Annotated in this window: 15 protein-coding genes; 8 read left to right on the forward strand and 7 right to left on the reverse strand. The window is 65.6% G+C overall.

The window, feature by feature from the left end:
* The first annotated feature begins 189 nt into the window (after positions 1 to 189).
* Positions 190 to 1,170, forward strand: a complete 981-nt coding sequence (locus QRM89_RS13480; protein ID WP_285448238.1) for a zinc-binding dehydrogenase — start codon at positions 190 to 192, stop codon at positions 1,168 to 1,170.
* 410 nt (positions 1,171 to 1,580) lie between these two features.
* Here the strand turns inward: QRM89_RS13480 and QRM89_RS13485 are convergent, their stop codons facing one another.
* Positions 1,581 to 1,784, reverse strand: a complete 204-nt coding sequence (locus QRM89_RS13485) for a YdcH family protein (protein ID WP_014509561.1) — start codon at positions 1,782 to 1,784, stop codon at positions 1,581 to 1,583.
* A 154-nt stretch (positions 1,785 to 1,938) separates the two neighbouring features.
* Here QRM89_RS13485 and QRM89_RS13490 point away from each other — a divergent pair, with 154 nt between their 5' ends.
* Together QRM89_RS13490 and QRM89_RS13495 are read left to right on the forward strand one after the other, a co-directional pair.
* Positions 1,939 to 2,511: a hypothetical protein gene (locus tag QRM89_RS13490; RefSeq protein WP_042595818.1), complete on the forward strand. Its 573-nt coding sequence runs from the start codon at positions 1,939 to 1,941 to the stop codon at positions 2,509 to 2,511.
* A gap of 189 nt (positions 2,512 to 2,700) precedes the next feature.
* A complete protein-coding gene (locus QRM89_RS13495; protein WP_228424440.1) occupies positions 2,701 to 3,054 on the forward strand; it encodes a ribonuclease E inhibitor RraB in 354 nt (117 codons plus the stop codon).
* A 60-nt stretch (positions 3,055 to 3,114) separates the two neighbouring features.
* On the opposite strand, the gene QRM89_RS13500 is transcribed toward QRM89_RS13495, so the two are convergent.
* The 4 genes from QRM89_RS13500 to QRM89_RS13515 form a co-directional block, all read right to left on the reverse strand.
* Entirely contained in the window at positions 3,115 to 3,648 is a 534-nt protein-coding gene (locus QRM89_RS13500; protein ID WP_114999294.1) for a lipocalin family protein, read from the reverse strand.
* A 347-nt stretch (positions 3,649 to 3,995) separates the two neighbouring features.
* Positions 3,996 to 5,030 (reverse strand): glycoside hydrolase family 43 protein, encoded by a 1,035-nt coding sequence (locus QRM89_RS13505; RefSeq protein ID WP_285448239.1) that lies wholly within the window; start codon positions 5,028 to 5,030, stop codon positions 3,996 to 3,998.
* Between the two features lie 35 nt (positions 5,031 to 5,065).
* Entirely contained in the window at positions 5,066 to 6,553 is a 1,488-nt protein-coding gene (locus QRM89_RS13510; protein WP_115573872.1) for an MFS transporter, read from the reverse strand.
* A gap of 97 nt (positions 6,554 to 6,650) precedes the next feature.
* Entirely contained in the window at positions 6,651 to 9,593 is a 2,943-nt protein-coding gene (locus tag QRM89_RS13515) for a TonB-dependent receptor (RefSeq protein ID WP_285448240.1), read from the reverse strand.
* 520 nt (positions 9,594 to 10,113) lie between these two features.
* Between QRM89_RS13515 and QRM89_RS13520 the strand changes: the two genes are divergently transcribed.
* The 5 genes from QRM89_RS13520 (at position 10,114) to QRM89_RS13540 (ending at position 18,133) form a co-directional block, all read left to right on the forward strand.
* The gene (locus QRM89_RS13520) at positions 10,114 to 11,382 is read left to right on the forward strand and encodes an MFS transporter (protein ID WP_285448279.1); all 1,269 of its coding nucleotides are present in this window, start codon (positions 10,114 to 10,116) and stop codon (positions 11,380 to 11,382) included.
* Positions 11,383 to 11,421: 39 nt separating this feature from the next.
* Entirely contained in the window at positions 11,422 to 12,384 is a 963-nt protein-coding gene (locus QRM89_RS13525) for an endo-1,4-beta-xylanase (RefSeq protein ID WP_228437173.1), read from the forward strand.
* Between the two features lie 51 nt (positions 12,385 to 12,435).
* Positions 12,436 to 13,851, forward strand: coding sequence for a glucuronate isomerase (gene uxaC, locus QRM89_RS13530; protein WP_285448241.1), 1,416 nt, complete (start codon positions 12,436 to 12,438; stop codon positions 13,849 to 13,851).
* Between the two features lie 86 nt (positions 13,852 to 13,937).
* Positions 13,938 to 16,832 (forward strand): beta-galactosidase GalB, encoded by a 2,895-nt coding sequence (galB, locus tag QRM89_RS13535; protein ID WP_285448242.1) that lies wholly within the window; start codon positions 13,938 to 13,940, stop codon positions 16,830 to 16,832.
* A gap of 104 nt (positions 16,833 to 16,936) precedes the next feature.
* On the forward strand, positions 16,937 to 18,133 hold the full coding sequence (locus QRM89_RS13540) for an endo-1,4-beta-xylanase (protein ID WP_285448243.1): 1,197 nt from the start codon (positions 16,937 to 16,939) through the stop codon (positions 18,131 to 18,133).
* Between the two features lie 43 nt (positions 18,134 to 18,176).
* Here QRM89_RS13540 and QRM89_RS13545 read toward each other — a convergent pair whose 3' ends face one another.
* Both QRM89_RS13545 and QRM89_RS13550 read right to left on the reverse strand, forming a co-directional pair.
* A complete protein-coding gene (locus QRM89_RS13545; RefSeq protein WP_285448244.1) occupies positions 18,177 to 19,493 on the reverse strand; it encodes an XVIPCD domain-containing protein in 1,317 nt (438 codons plus the stop codon).
* 10 nt (positions 19,494 to 19,503) lie between these two features.
* Complete coding sequence (locus tag QRM89_RS13550; protein WP_172666265.1) at positions 19,504 to 19,983, reverse strand: hypothetical protein; 480 nt, start codon at positions 19,981 to 19,983, stop codon at positions 19,504 to 19,506.
* Between the last annotated feature and the right edge of the window lie 304 nt (positions 19,984 to 20,287).

Consider the following 20,287-nt stretch of genomic DNA (forward strand, 5'->3'; position numbering starts at 1 on the left):
GTGAGGGTCGGCCAGCACGCAGTCCTCCAGCGCTGCAGCAGAGCATCGTCACTACGCGCGCACGCCAACAACTTCACGCAGCAGTTCCGTTCGCTTCATCCCTTCCTTGCAGCCCTGCCGATAGCATCGCGCCACCTTTCACAACGATCGGGCGCGTCGCAGCAAGAGCGTGCCCGGCAGGAGACCTCCATGCGCGCAGCCATCCATACCCAATTCGGCGATCCGGCCAAGGTGCTTGAACTGGGCGAGCGCCCCACGCCGCAGCCAGGCAAGGGCCAGGTGCGCGTTGCGATGCGGCGCGCGCCGATCCATAACCATGACCTGTGGACCGTGCGCGGCAATTACGGCTACAAGCCGGAACTGCCAGCCATCGGCGGCAGCGAAGCGGCGGGTGTCATCGATGCGCTGGGTGAGGGTGTCGAGGGCTTGCAGGTCGGCCAGCGCGTGGTTGCCGCCGGTGTGCACGAGGCCTGGGCCGAGTACTTCCTTGCCGACGCCTCCGGCGTGGTGCCGTTGCCGGATGGTCTGGACGACGAGCGCGGTTGCCAGTTGATCGCCATGCCGCTGAGCGCGCTGATGCTCATCGAATTCCTGCAGGTGAAAAAAGGCGACTGGATCGTGCAGAACACCGCCAACGGTGCGGTCGGCAAGACGGTGGCGATGCTGGCCGCGGCGCGCGGTATCCAGGTGATCAATCTAGTGCGTCGCGATGCGGGCGTGGACGAGCTGGCGGCGCTGGGCATCGGCAATGCGGTGTCTACTGCGCAGGACGGCTGGCAGGCGCAGGTGCGCGCGCTGGCCGGCGATGCGCCCATCGTGCGCGCCATCGACTCGGTCGCCGGCAGTGCAGCCGGTGAGCTGATGGCCTTGCTGGCCGAAGGCGGCGAGCTGATTTCCTTCGGCGCGATGACCGGCGAGCCGCTGCAGGTCTCCAGTGGCGATGTGATCTTCAAGCAGGCCACTGTGCGTGGCTTCTGGGGCAGCAAGGTGATGCAGGCCACCAAGGCCGAGGACAAGCGCCGCATGATCGGCGAACTGCTCAAGGCCGCGCTCGATGGCAGCCTGGCGCTGCCGGTGGAAGCGGTGTTCGACTTAAAGGATGCTGCCAAGGCCGCCGCGGCCAGCGACGAGCCCGGACGCAGCGGCAAGATCCTGCTGCGCGCGGGCTGAGCACACGGGTGCAGGTATCGCCACGCGATGCCTGCACCCGATCACTCGCGTGCTTCCAGTGCCTGCAGTTGGCTCGCCTGTGCAAAGCCGCTGCCAGAAAAGGCTGATTACGACTGGCCGCGATCGATCAGGCGGATTGACGCAGGAAAGCTCGCTCAATGCCGCGCATCGGCCTGCACCAAGCGCTGCGATTCCATCGGCACGCGGTAGCAGAGCTTCTTTCTCAAGGCGAGAGAGGCTTCAGCAGGGTATGCGGCATTGCAGCCACTCAAGCGCTGCACTGGCGGCAGGCCAACCTCAACAGGTAGACCTCAACACCCAGACTCGGGGGCGCGAACGTCAAGCGCACTATCTGCACAGGCGCGCCAGTTCCACGCCAACAAACGAGCTCAACCAGAAACGACGCCGACCTAGGCCGGCTCGTCAGGCACCAGCTCCATTTCCAGCCGGGTGATGCAGTCCTTGAGGTGCAACTTGCGCTTTTTCAGGCGCTTCATCTGCAGCTCGTCGTCCACATTGGCAGGCACGCGCTGGATCTCCTCGTCCAACGCGCGGTGCGCGCGTCGCAACTCGGCGATCTGCTCGGCAATCTCGGCGGGTGAGAGCGTCTCCACCCCCCGAGCATACACAACCCCCGGCGACCTGCGTCACCCGGCTTGCCAACCCGGCGGAGGCTGCGACAATGCGGGCGCGCCGTTGGGGAAACGGCGGCGCGCCCCACCCCATCATTGCCGCGCGGCCACGGCCGTCGAGAAAGGAGTCTGTACGATGCGTTTGCGTTCTTCCCTGCTGGCCCTGAGCCTGCTCACCGCCTCCGGCCTGGCCACGGCCGCCGACGTCACCAAGTACGACGGTTTCCTGTGCTGCAACCTGCGCACCGACGGCAGCTGGATCAGCGACAGCAACTACGCCGAAGACGGCAAGCGCGTGCTTGCCGTGGGCACCCCGGTCAGCGTCACCGGCTTTGGCCGCAACCGCGTCAACATCAAGGTCGCCGGCGAGAAGCAGTCCATCGGTAACGACTACAGCCGCGACCTGGACAACACCGCCTTCGCCGCCCGCTATGTGGTCACCGCCGACCCCAAGCTCAAGCTGGCCACCTTCCCGCCGAAGATCCGCCAGGCCATCACCGAAGGCAAGCTCACCGGCGGCATGACCCGCGAACAGGTGCTGATGGCGGTCGGCTACCCGATCAGCAGCGAGAACCCCAACCTGGACGCCTCGCTGTGGCGCTACTGGCGCACCAGCTTCGCCGAATACCAGGTGCAGTTCGGCCCCAGCGGCAAGCTGGTCAAGGTCACCGCCGACCCGCAGTTGATGAATCTGGTCTGGATTCCGTAACGTCATCAAGGTGGTCGCGCCTGGCGCGGCCACCTGCGTTGCACTCATTGCTGCGGCAAGCGTTGGTAAAACGGGACGCGGCTGGTTGCACGATCCAACGCCCGGCGCTTGGCGGCACTGACTCAGACCGCACACCAGCCAGACGCTACGATGCGCATTCGGCAACCGGCCTCACAGACTGAAGCAACCATGCAGCGAAACCCTGACCTGTATCCCAACGACGATAACGGCGACACCCTCTGGCACATCGCCCAGCAAGGGGTGGATCTTTCCAAGCCGCGGGAGATTGCGTTTTCCGTGGTGTTCCCGACGAAAGAATCGGCATTGGAATTTTCCGTGACGCTGCTGCGCTTCGAGCAGAAGGTGCGCTGCTGCCATTACGCAGAAAACACGGCATTTCCCATGGATGTCACGGTGTATCCGACCATGGTGCCGTCGTACAAGGCGATTTCGGCGTTCGAGGAAGAGCTGGCCAGCGAGGCCAAGCCCTTGGGCGGCTTGAACGATGGATGGGAATTTTCTGTGGACACGAAAGACGCCTGACGCATTCGGCCGGTTCGGAGGACTGCACAGCTCGCAGACCCTCCATCGCGCGGCTGGGTATCAGCGCACTGACTGCGGCACGCGGCGCAGTTGGCTCACGTCGTAGCCCATGGCTGCGATGCGCCCAATGGCCTGCTGATAGTCGGCGTCGGAGACCTGCGGCGTGCGGGCCATGTACCAGACGTAATCGCGTTTGCTGCGCGCCACGATGGTCTGCGTGTAGTTCGCATCGCGCCAGGCAATCACGTACTCGGCCTTGAACGGCCACAGAAACTGCATGCTCCAGAGCGCGCCGTTGCCGTCCGGCGCGACCTGGCCGACCGGGTGCATGGACTTGAGCGGCGCCTGGAAGCTGCCCTTGCGGAAGGTGAAGGTGGTCTGGATGCGGCCATCCGGTCGCAGCGCGTACCGCTCCACTGCGTCAAAGGCCTTGCGTTCCGGCCGGGTGGGAATGTGCGCGATGACGTACCAGTCGCCCATGAAGCGCGGCACGTCAACGCTGTCTGCGCGGGGCAATGCGGGACGCGGCTCGCTGCCGCTTGCACTCCCGCAGACTGCGAGTGTCAGTAAGAACAGCATCGAACCCTGCCGCATGGCAACCTCACCCAAGAGAAATACGTTCCTAGGCCTACGTAGCAACGATGCGTCTGGATGCACGTTGTGCAGGGCATCCTTTACCGAGATGCGACGGGCTCTAGCGCGCTGACCGGACTCTACCGTTCAAGTTGCTTCAGCATTGCGGCGAGAACGCTAGCGCGTCGAGATTGCGTGTGAGTCAGCGCTGTATTGAACCTCAAGTTGATGCCTGCCCGATCAAGAGCCAGTCGCTACACAGGCCATCAGCGATGCGTATAGGCACATGCACGAGCAGCGCCCCGTGCACTACTGCGATCGAGCATATGACGGGTCTTGAACCTCGCAACCAGCAACACCTCAGCGCGTCACCAAGGCGACACGGCCGCTTCTCCATACGGATAAATGCGCGCGATCTTCCCATCTGCAGTGTGCTCGAGCGGCGCCATCTTGATGCTACGTAGATGCGTCTGCCCGCCCGACAACACGGCGTCGTGATAGAACAGATACCACTGGCCTTCGAACGCGCAGATGGAGTGGTGCGTGGTCCAGCCGACCACCGGGTCGAGCAGCACGCCCTGGTAGACGAACGGGCCGTAGGGTGAGTCGCTGGTGGCGTAGCAGATCAGGTGGGTGTCGCCGGTGGAATACGACAGGTAATAGCGGCCGGCGTGGTGGTGGACCCAGGGGCCTTCGAAGAAACGGCGGGCGTGATCGCCGGCGCGCAGCGGGGCGCCGTGTTCGTCGAGGATGACGATCTCCCGGGTGGGTTCTGCCAGTTGCGTCATGTCCTCGCGCAGGCGGGCGACGCGCGGGCCGAGCGCAGGTGCATCGTCGGCCGGTTCCTGGTGGGTGGCGGCATACACGTTGTCGCGGTAGTGCTGCAGCTGGCCGCCCCAGATGCCGCCGAAATACAGGTAATGCGCGCCGTCGTCGTCGGCGAACACGGCCGGGTCGATCGAGTAGGTGCCGGCGATGGGCTCGGGTTCGGCGACGAACGGGCCTTGTGGTCCATCGCCGACCGCCACGCCAATCTGAAAGATGCCGTCGGCCCGTTTTGCCGGGAAATACAGGTAGTTCTTGCCATCGCGTTGCGCGGCATCCGGCGCCCACATCTGGCGCTGTGCCCACGGCACATCGCGCACGTGCAGCACCTGGCCCAGGTCTTCCACCGCCGCATCAGGATGCGCCATGCGGAACACGTGGTAGTCGGCCATGTCGAAGTGCGAGCCATCGTCGCTGAAGGCGACACCAGCATCGATATCGTGCGAGGGATAGATGTACAGGGCGCCGTCGAACACATGCGCGGACGGGTCGGCGGTGTAGACGTGGGTGACCAGCGGTGTGGAAATGGCGGTGCGCGCCAGGGCCTGCAGTGCGGCGGCTTCCAGTTCATTGGACATGCGCGTACCTGTGCATGAGAGGGAGGGGAGGGGTATCAGCCAGCAGCCAGCGGCGCGGCCTGGCGGCGCGTGCCCAGCTCGTGTTCGATACGGGTTTCCAGCGCCTTGTCGATCTCGTACAGCGCCAGCAGCGCGGTGCCGAGCAGGAACGGAATGGACGCATACACGCTGATGGCCAGGCGGATGCCGCCGTTGACCGCGGCGCTCTGTTGCGGGATTGCCGCGTCATAGCCGTAGAACGCCAGGATGCCGGCGACCAGGGCGCCGCCCACGCTCAGCCCGATCTTCAGGCCGCACAACATGGCCGAGAAGATGATGGCGGTGGCACGCCGGTGGTTCTTCCATTCCGAGTAGTCAGCCACGTCGGCGATCATCGCCCACAGCAACGGGATGGTGATGCCGTAGAAAAAGCCGTGCAGCACGTAGGAGGCGAACACCCAGCCGATCGCCGTGGGCGAGTAAACGTAGAACGCCAGCAGAAACAGGGTGGACATCAGCAGCGCGCCACCGAACACATTGCGCTTGCCGTAGCGGTCCGCGAGGCGCTTGGAAAAACCAATCCCCACGATCATCGCCAGGATGCCGCCGGCGCTGAACACGCTGAAGGCCGAGGTGGGCGCGTCCTGCGGCCACTGCAGTGCGCTCATGCCGGCACCGGTGAGCACGCCGTTGATGGCGCCGATGAAGCGGTTGAAGCCGGCGTTATCCAGAAACTGCGCCAAGGCGCCGGCGTCCAGGTAGTACTTGAAATAGTAGATGTACATCCCGCCTTTCATGGCGAGATTGATGAACACCAGGATGGTCAGCGCCAGCATCACCAGCCATGGCTTGTTGCGTACCAGGTCGGTGAGGTCCTGGCGCACGCTGGTGCGCTGCTCGGTGATCGGCAGCACGCGCTCGCGGGTGGTGAAAAAGGTAATCAAAAAGCACAGCGTGCCGATCGCGGCGAACAACGCCATGGTGTTGCGAAAGCCCTGCGCCTTGTCGCCATTGCCCAGGATCAGCACCAGCGGCAGCAACAGCACCTGGATGATGAACTGCGCGAAGGTCACTGCCAGAAAGCGATACGCCGACAAACTATTGCGTTGCTCCATGCTGCCGGTGAGCACGCCACTCAAGGCCGAATACGGCAGGTTGTTGGCCACATACACCAGCATCAACAGCGTGTAGGTGGCGAAGGCGTAGATGAGCTTGCCGTGCTCGCCCAGTGCCGGGGTATTGAACGCGGCCAACGAGAGCGCGCCGAACGGCAGCGCCGTCCACAGGATCCACGGGCGGAACTTGCCCCAGCGGGTGCGCGTGCGATCGGCCAGGATGCCGATGATGGGCGTGAACACAAATGCGCCCAGCAGGCCGACCACGAAGATCAGCGTGGCGGCCGCGCTTGCGGGAATGCGGAAGACATCGGTGTAGAAAAACGCGAGGAAGGTGACCAGGGTCTGGAAGATCAGATTGGCCGCCAGGTCGCCCAGGCTGTAGCCGATCTTTTCGCGCAAGGACAGCTGCTGTGACCGATCATTCATGAGGTGGGGCAGGCTCGAGGAGTGCTGCGGAAACGCCGCGGCGCGCAGTGCGCCACCGGTCGCGGTTGGGAGGACCCGCGACCGGTGACGGCAACACTCAGAAGGTACCGCGGATGCCGAGCATCACCGTGCGCCCCGGCTGGTACAGGTCATAGGTGGCGTTGGGCCAGGCGTAGGTGGTGCGCAGCGGTTCGTCGGTGAGGTTGGTCACGTTGAGCGTGATCTGCGGCTTGGATGGCAGCCAATCCAGCGCGTAGCTCGCCGACAGATCCAGCTGGCCGCGTGCATCGGCGTTGAGGCGTGCATACGGGATGCCGTTCTGGTTGGCGCCGGAGATCACCATGTCGTCGTTCCAGGTGTAGGACAGGCGCACCGAGGCGGCGTTCTTTTCCCAGTACACGGTGCCGTTCCACAGGTTGGGCGCCACTCCCACTGCCACGGCGGGCACGCCTTCGCCTTCGGAGGACTGGGTGACGTGGGTGTAGTTCACGCTGAAGCCCAGGCCGTCGACCAGCTTGTCCAGCGGCTGCACCCAGATCGCTTCGGTGCCGCGGATGTTCAGCACGCCATCGGCGTTGACCTGGGTCTGCACGTCCACGGTGGCTGCATTCGGGCCGCCGCGCTGGTCCAGGCCGGCTTGCTGGATCGGCAGCAGGCTCTCGTACGGCACGCCCAGATCATTGAACGGGATGCGCCGCACGCCGTTAACGGTGAAACCGCTGATGCGCTTGTTGAACAACGTCAGGCCCACATAGCCTTCGCCGCCGGTGTACCACTCGCCGCCGAAGTCGACGTTGGTGGACAGGTACGGTGCCAGGTTGGGATTGCCTTGCGTCGCGGTCTGCGCGGAGGGGTCGCTGAAGTTGGTGTTGGGCAACATCGCGCTGGGGTCGGGACGGGTGAGCGTGCGCGAGCTGGACAGGCGCATGACCACGTTGTCGGCCACATCCCAGGCCACGTTGAACGAGGGCAGGGTTTCCTTGTAGTCCGAATCCAGCACCTGCACCTGGCGGATGCCGTTGATGGTGACCGGGCCGGTGATGGTCTGGTCGGTGGTCACGTAGCGCACGCCGGCATTCAGGCGCAGCGTGCGGTTCCACACTTCGGTTTCGGCATTGGTTTCGATGTAGAAACCCAGGTTCTTTTCGCGGATGCCGCCGGCCGAGGCGCCGGTGTTGGCGGAGTTGGTTTCCGGTGCGGAATCACGCAACGCGTAGTAGTTGGTATCGCCAAGGAAGCGGTTGAAATCGGCGGTGATGAACCCGCCCGGGCCGGGCCGCAAATAGCCGGACAACGCCGCGTTGGGGATCGCCGAACCCGGCCCGCCATTGCACACGTTGCCGCCGCCGCCGCGGCAGATCACCTGTTCCCACGCGGTGCTGTTGTCGAAGCCGCGGATGGTGCGCTCGGCCTGGTCGTAGGAGGTGCCGATCTTGATGTTGCGCTTGTCTTCGCCGAACTGCAGGTCGGCACGCGCGCCGCGTGTCTGGGTGACGCGCTTTTCGTTCTGGATGTTGACGCGGCCACCGGCCCAGCCCCAACCCAGGTTAGGGTCGTTGAGGTCCAGCGGGCTGCTGATCGACGGGCGGTCGCCGCCCTCGTTGCGGTAGTCCACGGTGGTGAATGGCGAGGTGACCAGGATGCTGGGCGACTCGCGCGCCAGCCAGCTGCGCGTGGCATTGGCCTGCACGTTGAGCTTGATGTCCTGGTTCTCGCCGAACAGCAGTTCGGCACCCGGATTGACGCTCCAGAATTTGACCTCCTCGCGGTACGGGCGCGCTTCCAGGAAGTATTGCGCGTTGGCGAAGGTGGCGCTGGTGACCACGTTGTTCTGATCCAGCTGCATGCCGAGCGGGATCATGTTGCCGTTGCGGCCGATCAAATTCATGCTGATCCGCTCGGTGGTGCGCTTGGCTTCCGAATACAGCGTGTCCAGGTAGAAATGCATGCTGTCGGACGGGCGCCATTCCAGCGACATCACCGAGGCATCGCGGTCGCGATCGCCCGTCATGTACACACTGCGGCCCAGGCGCGGAATCAATGCATCGCTGATCTGGTCGATGCTCAGGCCCGGGTTGCGCGCCAGCAGCCATGCCGCGTCGATGGTTTCGCCCGTGGTGAGGCCGCTGCCGGCGGTGGCCGGCACGCGGTCGGGAATGCGCCAGTTGCCACCGCCATTGACGTTGCAGGCGGTGGGTTGGTTGGTTGCCGGCGTGCCGGCCGGTGGGGTGAGCCCGCACTGGGTGTAGGTGAGGCCGGGATTGGTCCAGCCCACGCTCTCGAAGCCTTCCACGCCCAGTTTGCTGCGCACCGAGGCCACGCCGAACAGCGCGCCGAAGGTGCCTTGCTCGTTGGTCCAGCTGCCCATCACCGCGCCGCGCGGGGTGGTCTTTTCGCTGGTGCTGTTCCAGTCTGCCTGCGCCTGGTAGGTGACGTGCACGCCGGGGCGATCGAATGGGCGCGCGCTGCGCATGTCCACCACGCCGGAGACACCGCCCTCGAGCATGCTGGCGGTAGGTGTCTTGCTCACGGTGAGCTGGGTAAAGAACTCGGTGGGAAACAGGTTGAGGTCGACCTCGCGGTTCTGGTTCTGCGCGTTCAGGCCGATCGAGGCGGTGGCGATGCTGGCGCCGTTGAGCGTGGTCTTGGTGAAGCTGGTGCCCAGGCCGCGGATGGCGATGTTGAGACCTTCGCCATTGACGTCGCGCGAGAGCTGCACGCCGGGAATGCGGTTGAGCGACTCGGCGATATTCATGTCCGGGAACTTGCCGATGTCTTCGGCAAACACGGTGTCGGCAAAGCCGACCGAATCGCGCTTGGCATCGGTGGAAAACTGGATGCTGCGCCGGTAACCGGAGACGGTGACAGTATCGAGCTGGGTGACGGCATCGCCGCTGCCGGCGGTGTTGGGCTGCGTCTGTGCGGTCGTGGCCGCAGCGCCTGCATCGGTGGATTGCGCAAAGGCGCAGGTGCTGGCCATGCCCAGCAAGGCGGTACTCAATGCGCAGGACAACGTGGTACGTGCATAACTGTTCTTCACCGTAATCCCTTCCCTATCAGGTGAGCAGATGTCCCACGCATCGCCCCTGCGCAGGGAGTGCCGGCACCGGCGGATGCGGGGCGGCGATGAAGCGGCGGAGCAACAGGCGACTGGTGGCGCCGGATGTTAGCGCTACCAAATCGCAGACATCACGCTGCAGGGCAGCATAGATTGGCAGGCATAGCGGAGGCGGCTGTGTGACAGGCAGGTGCGTGGTGTTGCATCACGGCAGTGCGCATTGGCGTGCTGCACTGCGTAATGGATTCTGCCGATGCGCATGGTAATGGTAGCGCTATCACCCGTGGCGCAATGCCACCCTCGTGCAGGTGCAGTGGTCGATGAATCGAACCGAAGAACACACGGCCACCGCGCCACGTTCACCGCGTTGCCAAATGGCGCGCAGGGGCAGCGCGCACAGGGCATTGGCGGATTGCCGTTGCGCGCTGCCGCCGCGGTGCACGTTGTGAGCGAGTTGCCGGTGAACGCCGCAGCGACCGGGCCGCTGGCGCGGCTGGGCCGGATGCGCTGGCGTGTGTGCGCGCTGTTGCTGGCGGCCACCACCATCAATTATGTCGACCGCCAGGTGCTGGGCGTGCTGGCGCCGTTTTTGCAGACGCAGATCGGCTGGAACGAAATCCAGTACGGCTACATCGTCACCGCCTTCCAGGCCGCGTATGCCCTCGGCTTGCTGTGCAGCGGCGCGGTGATCGACCGCTTCGGCACGCGGGCCGGCTATGCCTTGGCCATCGGCATCTGGAGCCTGGCCGCGATGGGGCATGCGCTGGCTACCACCGTGGTGGGCTTTGCGATTGCGCGGTTTTTCCTGGGGCTGGGCGAATCGGGCAATTTCCCGGCGGCGATCAAGACCGTGGCCGAATGGTTCCCGCGCCGCGAGCGCGCGTTGGCCACCGGCATCTTCAATTCCGGCTCCAATATCGGCGCCATTGTCGCGCCGTTGCTGGTGCCGGTGATCGCCACCGCCTGGGGCTGGCAGGCCGCGTTCTTGTTCACCGGTGTGCTCAGTGCCACCTGGCTGGTGGTGTGGTGGTGCAGCTACCACCCACCCGAGCAGCAGCCGGGGCTGACGGCGGCCGAGCTTGCGCATATCCGCAGCGATGTGTACGAGCCGGTGCAGCGCCGGTTGTCGTGGCTGCAGGTGATGCGGCACCGGCAGGCCTGGGCATTTGTGCTGGGCAAGTTCATTACCGACCCGATCTGGTGGTTCTTTTTGTTCTGGCTGCCCAAATTCCTGCACGCCGAATACGGCCTGAGCCTGCTGCAATTGGGCGCGCCGTTGATCGTGATCTTCGTGTTGGCCGATATCGGTAGCATCGCCGGCGGCTGGGTGGCCGGGCGCTTCATTGCGCGCGGCTGGAGCGTCAACCGCGCGCGCAAGACCGCGATGCTGATCTGCGCGTTGTCGGTGGTGCCCATCGTGTTTGCCGCGCGTGCCGACAATCTCTGGGTGGCGGTCGGTTTGATCGGGCTGGCCACGGCCGCGCATCAGGGTTGGTCGGCGAACCTGTTCACGCTGCCCTCGGATATGTTTCCGCGCCATGCGGTGGCCACCGTGGTCGGCATCGGCGGCTTTGCCGGCGCGGTGGGCGGCATGTTGATCGCCACCTTCATCGGGTTCTTGCTGCAAGCCACCGGCAGCTACGTGCCGGTGTTCCTGATGGCGGGCTCGGCCTACCTACTGGCGCTGGCCATCGTGCACCATCTGGTGCCGCGGCTGGAGCCGGCGCAGCTGCCCGCCGATGCACCCGCACCTCCCGCCACGCACCCCTGAGGGCCCACCATGTCCACGCATGCATGCGCACTGTTGTTGATGCTCACCGCTGGCCTGGCGCCAGCCGCGCAGGCCGCGCCGCTGGCGGCGGGTGCGTCCAAGTTCCTGGGCAGTGCCTATGGCCCGCAGCAGGCACCGGGGTTTACCCAGTACTGGAACAAGCTCACGCCGGAAAACGCCGGCAAGTGGGGCAGTGTGGAGGCGGTGCGCGACCAGATGGACTGGAGCGGCCTGGATGCCGCCTACAACTTCGCCAAGGCCAACGGCATGCCGTTCCAGATGCATGTGCTGGTGTGGGGCAACCAGCAGCCGGAATGGATCAAGCACCTGCCGCCGGCCGAGCAGCGCCGCGAGATCGAGCAATGGTTTGCCGCGGTGGCGCAGCGCTACCCGGATATCGACCTGCTGGAAGTGGTCAACGAGCCGCTGAACGACCCGCCCAGCAAGGACGATAACGGCGGCGGCAATTATCTGCAGGCGCTCGGCGGCAACGGTGCCAGCGGCTGGGAGTGGGTGCTGCAGTCGTTCCGGCTGGCGCGCCAGCAGTTTCCGCGTGCACGGTTGATGATCAACGACTACAGCATCACCAATAGCCCGCAAGCCACGCAGCGTTACCTGCAGATCGTGCAGCTGTTGCAGCGCGAGCAGCTGGTGGATGCGATCGGCGTGCAGGAGCACGCGTTCGAAACCACACCGAACGTGGCGATGTCGGTGCACCGTGCCAATCTCGACACGCTGGCCAGCACCGGCCTGCCGATCTACATCACCGAATTCGATCTGGATGGCCTAAGCGATGCGCAGCAGGTGGCCAGCTACCAGCGTGTGTTTCCGGTGTTCTGGGAGCACCCGGCGGTGCGCGGCATCACGCTGTGGGGCTATCGCCCCGGCTTGTGGCGCGACAAGGAAGCGGCTTATCTCATCCGCGCCGATGGCAGCGAGCGGCCGGCGCTGGGCTGGTTGCGCGACTACGTGGCCCAGCATCCTGGCGTGCGCGCGCCGTGATGCGCTGCCGTGGCTGTACCGTTCTCCCCTGTTGTCTGGTGACCTGAGTCCATGCCCACACCCTTGATCCTGCACGACGACCGCCTGCTGCCGGCAGACCCCGCCACGCGTGCCATCGCGCGCCGCCTGTATGCGCAGACCGCGGCGTTGCCGATCATCAGCCCGCACGGCCATACCGACCCGGCCTGGTTTGCCACAGATGCCCCGTTCGCCAACGCGACCGAGCTGCTGCTGGTGCCCGATCACTACGTGTTCCGCATGCTGTACAGCCAGGGCATCGACCTGGATCAACTCGGCATTCCGCATGCCGATGGATCACGTGCGCCGGTGGACCCGCGTGAGGCCTGGCGCGTGTTCGCCAGCCAGTTCGCGCTGTTGCGTGGCACGCCCTCGGCGTTGTGGCTCAACCACGTCTTCCATCAGGTGTTCGATCTGCGCATCCGCCTGGATGCCGGCAGCGCCGACCACTACTACGACCACATCACCGCCGCGCTGCAGACGCCGGCGTTCCGGCCGCGCGCGCTGTTCGAGCGCTTCAACATCGAGGTGATCGCCACCACCGAGTCACCGCTGGACACGCTGGAGCACCACGCCACCATTCGCGACAGCGGTTGGAGCGGGCGCGTGCTCACCGCCTACCGCCCGGATGCGGTGGTGGACCCGGAGCATGAGCAATTCGCCAGCGCGCTGCAGCAGTTCGGCGCGCTGACCGGCGAGGATGTCATGCAGTGGCCCGGCTATCTGCGTGCGCATCGGCAGCGCCGCGCGTTCTTCGCTGCGGCCGGTGCCACCTCCACCGATCATGGCCATCCCAGTGCGGCCACCGCAGACCTTTCGGCCGCCGAGGCACAACGCCTGTTCGACACGGTGGTGCGTGGCCAGGCCACGCCGACGCAGGCCGAGTTGTTCCGCGCGCAGGTGCTTACCGAGATGGCGGCGATGAGCGTGAACGATGGCCTGGTGATGCAGCTGCATCCGGGCTGTTTCCGCAATCACAACCGCGCGCTGTTTGAGCGGTACGGGCGCGACAAGGGTGCCGACATCCCGATGCGCACCGACTACGTGCATGCGCTCAAGCCGCTGCTGGACCGGTTCGGCAACGACGCACGCTTTCGCCTGATCGTGTTCACGTTGGACGAAACCAGCTACAGCCGCGAACTGGCGCCGCTGGCCGGGCATTACCCGGCGCTGCTGCTGGGCCCGGCGTGGTGGTTCCACGATGCGCCGGAAGGCATGTGGCGGTTTCGCGAGCAGACGCTGGCCAGTGCCGGCTTCTACAACACGGTGGGCTTCAACGACGACACCCGCGCGTTTTTGTCGATTCCCGCACGCCACGATGTGGCGCGGCGCGTGGACAGCGCATTCCTTGCGAAGCTGGTGGCCGAGCATCGACTGGACGAAGACGAGGCCATGGAGGTCGCGATCGATCTGGCGTACCGCCTGCCCAAGCAGGCCTATAAGTTGTGAGCGCGGACATCGGCGCGGTGTGCGCCCTTGCGAGGACTGGCGCACTGCAGGCGGCCTGCACCTGAGGGCAGTGAGGGAGTGAGGGGATGACACCAGGCGTTATGCAGCAGCAGGCAACCACGACCGCACAGCGCGTGAGCGAGCGCGGCGTAGGCGTGGCGATGGCCTGCGCCATCCATCACCTACGGGGTGTGCTGCATCGCCTCCGCAGGCGTGCACGCGATGGGCGCCCAGACACTACGCAGCAATCGCTGCAGCGCAGCCTGCGTGCTGGGTGCATGGCGCTGATCTGCCTCTGCACTACAGCAGGTGTAGCCGCAGCGGCGGAGCCAACCAACGCGCCGCGCGAACGGATCTCGCTCAACGCCGACTGGCGCTTCCAGCGCGCCGATCCACCGGGCAATACCGTGCGGCTGGACTACGACGTACGCCCGGAGGTGGTTCGCAGCGAAGACGGCAAGGTGGCCGATGCGCGGCCCGAGCAGGCGCAACGCATCGACGCCGACGCGCGCGACGTGCTCAAACCGTGGATCCTGCCAACTGCCAACAACCTGATCGCCGACCCCACGCAGCGGCATGTGCGCCCGCCCGGGCACCCGGGCAGTACGGTGGCCTACGTGCAGCCCATGTTCGACGACAGCGCATGGCAGCGCGTGGACCTGCCACACGATTGGGCAATCGCAGGGCCGTTCCTGGCCGATGGCCCGCATGGCGGCATGGGGCGATTGCCAAGCTGGGGCGTTGGCTGGTATCGCAAGGCGTTGCAGATTCCGGCCAGCGACCGCGGTCGCTCGCTGTTTCTCGATCTCGATGGCGCGATGTCCTACGCCACCGTCTGGCTCAACGGCAAGCTGGTGGGCGGCTGGCCGTATGGCTACACCAGCTGGCGCGTGGATCTCACGCCGTATGTGGTGCCGGGCGGGCACAACCAGCTCGCGATCCGGCTGGACAACCCGCCTGACTCGGCGCGGTGGTATCCCGGCGGTGGCCTGTATCGCAATGTCTGGTTGACCAAGACCGGCCCGCTCCGCGTTGCCCAGTGGGGCACGCAGCTGAGCACGCCGCAGGTGTCGGCCGAGCGCGCGCAGGTGCAGCTGGCGGTGCAGCTGGACAATGCCGGTGCCGCTGCCGTGCAGGCGCAGGTGAGCACCGCGCTGTACGCGCTGGATGACGCCAGCGGGCTGCGCCGTGGCCCGGCGGTGGCGCAGATCGCCGCGGTGCAGGTACAGGTGGCGGCGGGTGGCAGTGCACGCGTGCAGGGCAGTACGCAGATCGAGGCGCCACGGCGTTGGGGCCCGCCACCGACACAGCAACCGCATCGCTATGTCGCGGTGACCGAGGTCAGCCAGGGTGGCCGCGTGGTCGATCGTGTCGAAACGCCGTTCGGCGTGCGCAGCGTGGTCTTCGACCCGGACAAGGGCTTGGTCATCAACGGCGAACATGTGCCCATCCGCGGGGTCAACAACCATCACGATCTGGGCGCGCTGGGGGCCGCGTTCAACATGCGCGCCGCCGAGCGGCAGCTGCAGTTACTGCAACAGATGGGCGCCAATGCCATCCGCATGAGCCACAACCCACCCGCGCCGGAATTGCTGGAGCTCACCGACCGCATGGGCCTGCTGGTGGTGGACGAGGTGTTCGACAGCTGGGAGATGAAAAAGACCCCGTTGGATTTCCACCTGATCTTTCCGCAGTGGCACGAGCCGGATCTGCGCGCCATGCTGCGCCGCGACCGCAATCATCCCTCCATCATTTTGTGGAGCGTGGGCAACGAAGTGGGCGAGCAATACACCGGCGAAGCGGGCGCCGCGATCGCGCGCAGGCTGCACGCCATCGTGCACGCCGAAGACCCTACGCGCCCGGCGACGGCTGCAATGAACTACGCCTCGCCCGAGATGCCGCTGCCGGCGGCGCTGGATGTGATCAGCCTCAACTACCAGGGCGAAGGCATCCGCGATACGCCCGAGTTCGAAGGCACCGAGCGTATCCGCAAGCCGCCGCAATACCCGGCGTTCCATGCCAAATTCCCGCGCAAGGCCATCCTCAGCAGCGAGACAGCCTCGGCGCTGAGCAGTCGGGGCGTGTACCTGTTTCCGGTGAGTGCGCAGAGCAGCGCGCCGGTGCGCGATGGCCGCGGCGGCGATTCAGTGGCTCACCAGGTCAGTGCGTATGAGCTGCACGCGGTGGATTTCGGCTCCAGTGCCGACAAGGTCTTTGCCGCGTTGGATCGGCATCCGTTCGTGGCCGGCGAGTTTGTGTGGACCGGCTTCGACTATCTCGGCGAGCCCACGCCGTACTACAGCTCACGCAGTTCCTATTCCGGCATCCTGGATCTGGCTGGCTTCCCCAAGGACCGCTACTGGCTGTATCAGGCGCGCTGGCGGCCGGAGCTGCCGATGGCGCACCTGCTGCCGCACTGGAGCTGGCCGGGGCGCGAGGGCCAGGTGACGCCGGTGCACGTGTTCACCTCTGGCGACGAGGCCGAGCTGTTCGTCAACGGCGTCTCGCAAGGCCGCAAGCGCAAGGCGCCGTTGCAGTACCGGCTGCGCTGGGATGCGGTGGTGTACCAACCGGGCGAGCTGCGCGTGCAGGCTTACAAACATGGCAAGCCGTGGGCCAGCGACCGTGTGCAGACCGCCGGCCGTGCCACGCGCATGCAGCTCAGCGCCGACCGCAACCAGATCCGTGGCGATGGCAAGGACCTGAGTTTCATCACCGTGCGCCTGCTCGATGCCGACGGGCGCCCTGCACCGACTGCAGGTGACCGCTTGCGGTTCCGCGTGGAAGGCGCAGGCGAACTGGTCGCCACCGACAACGGTGACCCGACCAACCTGGAGGCCTTCGTCCTGCCCGAGCGCAACGCCTTCAACGGTCTGTGCCTGGTGATCGTGCGCGCCAAACCGGGCGCGCAGGGGCCGATCACCGTGCACGTGCAATCCGACACGCTGCAGTCCGCCAGCGTGCAGGTGCTGGCGGAATGAGCGTGGTGTTGCCCGTGGTCGCTCGCTCAGTTACAGAGGCGTCCATGGCCCAACGCGCGCGCAACTGCACCCGCTGTGACAGCATCCCTTCCAGGAATCACTGCATGCACCTGTTTCGCCCACTCTCCTTTCGATGTGCAATGTTGCTGGGCTTGCTCGGCATGGCCGTCTCGCCCATCGCCTCGGCGGCCTGCGCACCGGGCACCACGGCGCTCAAGGACGCGTATGCAGGCGGCTTTCTGATCGGCACCGCGGTCAATACGGACATCGTCTCCGGCAAGGATGCGGCCTCCGCAGCGCTGGTTGGCTGCCACTTCAACGCGGTGACCGCCGAGAACGTGATGAAGGCCGAGGTGGTGGCGCCGCAGCCGGGCGTGTTCGATTTCACCGCGGCCGATGCCTTTGTCGCCGACGGGCAGCGGCGTGGCATGTTCATCGTTGGCCACACGCTGGTCTGGCATAACCAGACGCCGGAGTGGTTCTTTGTCGATGCAAACGGCAAACCGAATACGTCGCAGGCCCAACTCGAACGCATGCGCGCGCACATCGCACGCGTGGCCGGCCGCTACGTGGGCAAGGTGCAGGCCTGGGACGTGGTCAACGAGATCATCGACGAGGACGGCAGCTACCGCTCCACCAACTGGGTGCAGCGCGTCGGCGATGGCGACACCGTGGTGCGCAATGCGTTCGCCTTCGCGCAGCGCTATGCGCCCGACGCACAGCTCTACTACAACGACTTCAACGCCTGGCGGCCGGCCAAGCGCGACGGCATCGTGCGCATGGTCAAGATGCTGCAGCAGGCCGGCATCCGCATCGACGGCGTGGGCATGCAAGGGCATTGGGGCCTGAACTACCCCAGCGTGCAGGACATCGAAGCCGCCATCGACGCCTACGCTGCGCTCGGGGTCAAGGTCATGATCACCGAGCTGGACATCGACGTGCTGCCGGTCACCAAGGAAGGCCAGGTGATCGGCACCGGGTTTGCGCACAAGCAGTTCCAGTTGCCGGAATTCAAGCACTTCCTCGACCCGTACCCGGATGGCCTGCCACCACAGGTGCAGACGCAGCTACGTGACCGCTATGCGGAATTGTTCGCGTTGTTCTGGCGCAAGCGCGACAAGCTGGCGCGCGTCAGCGTTTGGGGCGTCACCGATGGCATGTCCTGGAAGAACGATTACCCCGTGCCCGGCCGCACCAACTACCCGTTGCTGTTCGACCGCAACCACCAGCCCAAGCCGGCCCTGGATGCGGTGCTGGCGGTGCCGGCAGCGGCGCCGCCCGCACCGCGACAGCAGCCCTAGCGTCTAGGGTCCGCTGCCGGGGGCGCGCACGCGCCAGCGTGGCTCAGCGTGTCAACACCTGCGGTGATGGTGTCTGCGCCTGCGCGTGGTCCGGCTGTTCCGCCTGCACCGTGCGCTGGGTGTGCGCGTGTTGCGCGTTCTGCTCCTGCAACTGCTGGTAGGTGTCCTGCGCCGGCCGCGCAATCGCCTCCTGCGTCGTCATGTGCGCACGGTTGGCGTGGGGGTCGGGCGACGCCGTGGGGCCGTCACGGTAGACGAACGCCAGCTCGCCACTTTGATGCGCGGCGGTCGCACGGTTGAAGCCCACCGACAGCTGGTCGCGGTCAGTGAAGCCATTCTGCTTGGCCAGCAAGGTCAGGCTGGCGGTCATGCGCTCGCTGTTGTCGTCCCAGTCCTTGCCCAGCGCCTGCTCGGCCTCGGCCACACCACGACGAAGCTTGCCGTGCAAGGCACGGTTCGCCTCGCTCGGCTCGGCGGCCCGCTTGGCGTCCGGCGGCGTTGCGCTGGTGTCGCGAAAGCCGCTGCCGAACAATGATGCCGCTGCGTCCTTTTCCAGGATGCCAATTGCTTTCAGGTCCACATGCACGTCCGGCTGCGCGCGCGTGGGGTCAGCCCGCTGCGCGGCTGCTTCGGCCTCGGCCGCCGCAACCAGGTCGCGTGCGCCGTATTGTTGTGGGTAGCCGCGCGCGTCATAGAACAACTTGCCCATGGCCTCGACATTGCTCGGCACAGCCGGATCGATCTTCAGATCGTTCCCAAAGCGTAGGCCCTCCTTGGCTGTGTAGACGGCGTGGGGAGCCACGCCCTGTTTGTCGATGTAGCTGGCCATCTCCCTGCTGGCTTCATACAGATCCCCCAGCGTTGCATTGGGGGTGCTGCGCTTGATGTGGCCGGCCAGCGTATTGATGCCGGCGATCTCGTCCTTGGCTTCACGTGTGCGATCTTCCGCGACGTGCGCTTTGATCAGGGCGGTGTAGTCGTGCGGCGACGGCGATCGGGCAACCTCGGCGATCTTGTTCTCGAATGTCCGGTCGGACGTCTGGATGGCGGCCTTGTTGAGCGCATGTCCGATCTCATGGCCAAGAACCATTCGCGCGGTATTGGCCGAGTCATCGCGCGGCACATCCATCCTCGCGCTGCGCAGCACGTCCATGGGCAACCCGATTTGGCCGGTCCTCGGACTGAAGTAACCGTTTCCCTCCTTTTCGGACGGCGCAAAGCCGGACAGCTGCTTCTGATCAATTGCCTGCTGTACTTGCGCCTTGAGTTCTGGCGTGTTGTCCAGCATCTGCCGCAGCGCCCGGCCTTCTGTGGCGTGCGCTGCTTCGAACGTGTCCAGCATCTGTTTCAGGTCTGCCATTCCCATCTCCTTATGCGGTGGCCAGGATCTGCACGGTAGACACGCATGCCCGTGCATCGTCCTGCGCAGCGTCCTTACCGACAAAGGCATACACGACGATGTCGCCGCGCTCGAAGTGCCAACGCCCGAGGCTGCCCAGACGCGGCGGCGCGATCCACTGCGCGACGAAACCTGCGTCGACCAGCGCCTGCCGGTAAGGCCCGATGGGTTGCGCACAATCCACAGCCGCTGCGCGCCCGGGTGCCTGCGAAAACGTGATGTCCAACCGCGAGGGTGGCAGGCCGTCTGCATCGGCAACTGAACTCAAGGCATAGCTACTGCCATCGGCCAGCTGACCGGATGCGCCGAAACTCTGCGTGTTGTCTTGCGCCGCAATGTGCAGGCCCGTGTGTGCGGCAACCTGCGTGGGCGTGAGATCGCGTTTGCCGCCGATCGCAAGGATCAGCCGTACGACTGCGTGTGCCAGTTGCTCTGACGTCATCTCCGACATGGCCCGCTCCTGTGTATGGGGATTCGATGGGATAGAGGGTTGCGCACCCGCGCAGGCCGCCAGCAATGCGGTCGCCAGTAACAGCGCGCCGCATTGCACGCGACGGCCTGCGCGGGCGACGCGCAGCGTTGGCGGGTCAATCCCGCCGGCGAAATGAATGTCCATGCTGCAGCTCTCCTTTGGCTCGCCACCGCGCAACGCGCGTGCGGCATCACCGTTGCGCGCAGTGTAGCTGTCGTGTGCGCTTGGCGCAGGCCAACCGACTGCAGCGCGCTGAGCAGCGTTGCTCGGCGAGCGTTGAGAT

The organism is Xanthomonas sp. LMC-A-07 (assembly GCF_030208825.1).
Taxonomy (GTDB): domain Bacteria; phylum Pseudomonadota; class Gammaproteobacteria; order Xanthomonadales; family Xanthomonadaceae; genus Xanthomonas; species Xanthomonas campestris.

Bases quoted from the DNA above. Each gene is read 5' to 3' on its own strand.
- QRM89_RS13480 (WP_285448238.1), top strand. From the start codon at position 190: ATGCGCGCAGCCATCCATACCCAATTCGGCGATCCGGCCAAGGTGCTT.
- QRM89_RS13490 (WP_042595818.1), top strand. From the start codon at position 1,939: ATGCGTTTGCGTTCTTCCCTGCTGGCCCTGAGCCTGCTCACCGCCTCC.
- QRM89_RS13495 (WP_228424440.1), top strand. From the start codon at position 2,701: ATGCAGCGAAACCCTGACCTGTATCCCAACGACGATAACGGCGACACC.
- QRM89_RS13500 (WP_114999294.1), bottom strand. From the start codon at position 3,648: ATGCGGCAGGGTTCGATGCTGTTCTTACTGACACTCGCAGTCTGCGGG.
- QRM89_RS13505 (WP_285448239.1), bottom strand. From the start codon at position 5,030: ATGTCCAATGAACTGGAAGCCGCCGCACTGCAGGCCCTGGCGCGCACC.
- QRM89_RS13510 (WP_115573872.1), bottom strand. From the start codon at position 6,553: ATGAATGATCGGTCACAGCAGCTGTCCTTGCGCGAAAAGATCGGCTAC.
- QRM89_RS13520 (WP_285448279.1), top strand. From the start codon at position 10,114: ATGCGCTGGCGTGTGTGCGCGCTGTTGCTGGCGGCCACCACCATCAAT.
- QRM89_RS13525 (WP_228437173.1), top strand. From the start codon at position 11,422: ATGCTCACCGCTGGCCTGGCGCCAGCCGCGCAGGCCGCGCCGCTGGCG.
- uxaC (WP_285448241.1), top strand. From the start codon at position 12,436: ATGCCCACACCCTTGATCCTGCACGACGACCGCCTGCTGCCGGCAGAC.
- galB (WP_285448242.1), top strand. From the start codon at position 13,938: ATGACACCAGGCGTTATGCAGCAGCAGGCAACCACGACCGCACAGCGC.
- QRM89_RS13540 (WP_285448243.1), top strand. From the start codon at position 16,937: ATGCACCTGTTTCGCCCACTCTCCTTTCGATGTGCAATGTTGCTGGGC.
- QRM89_RS13545 (WP_285448244.1), bottom strand. From the start codon at position 19,493: ATGGCAGACCTGAAACAGATGCTGGACACGTTCGAAGCAGCGCACGCC.
- QRM89_RS13550 (WP_172666265.1), bottom strand. From the start codon at position 19,983: ATGTCGGAGATGACGTCAGAGCAACTGGCACACGCAGTCGTACGGCTG.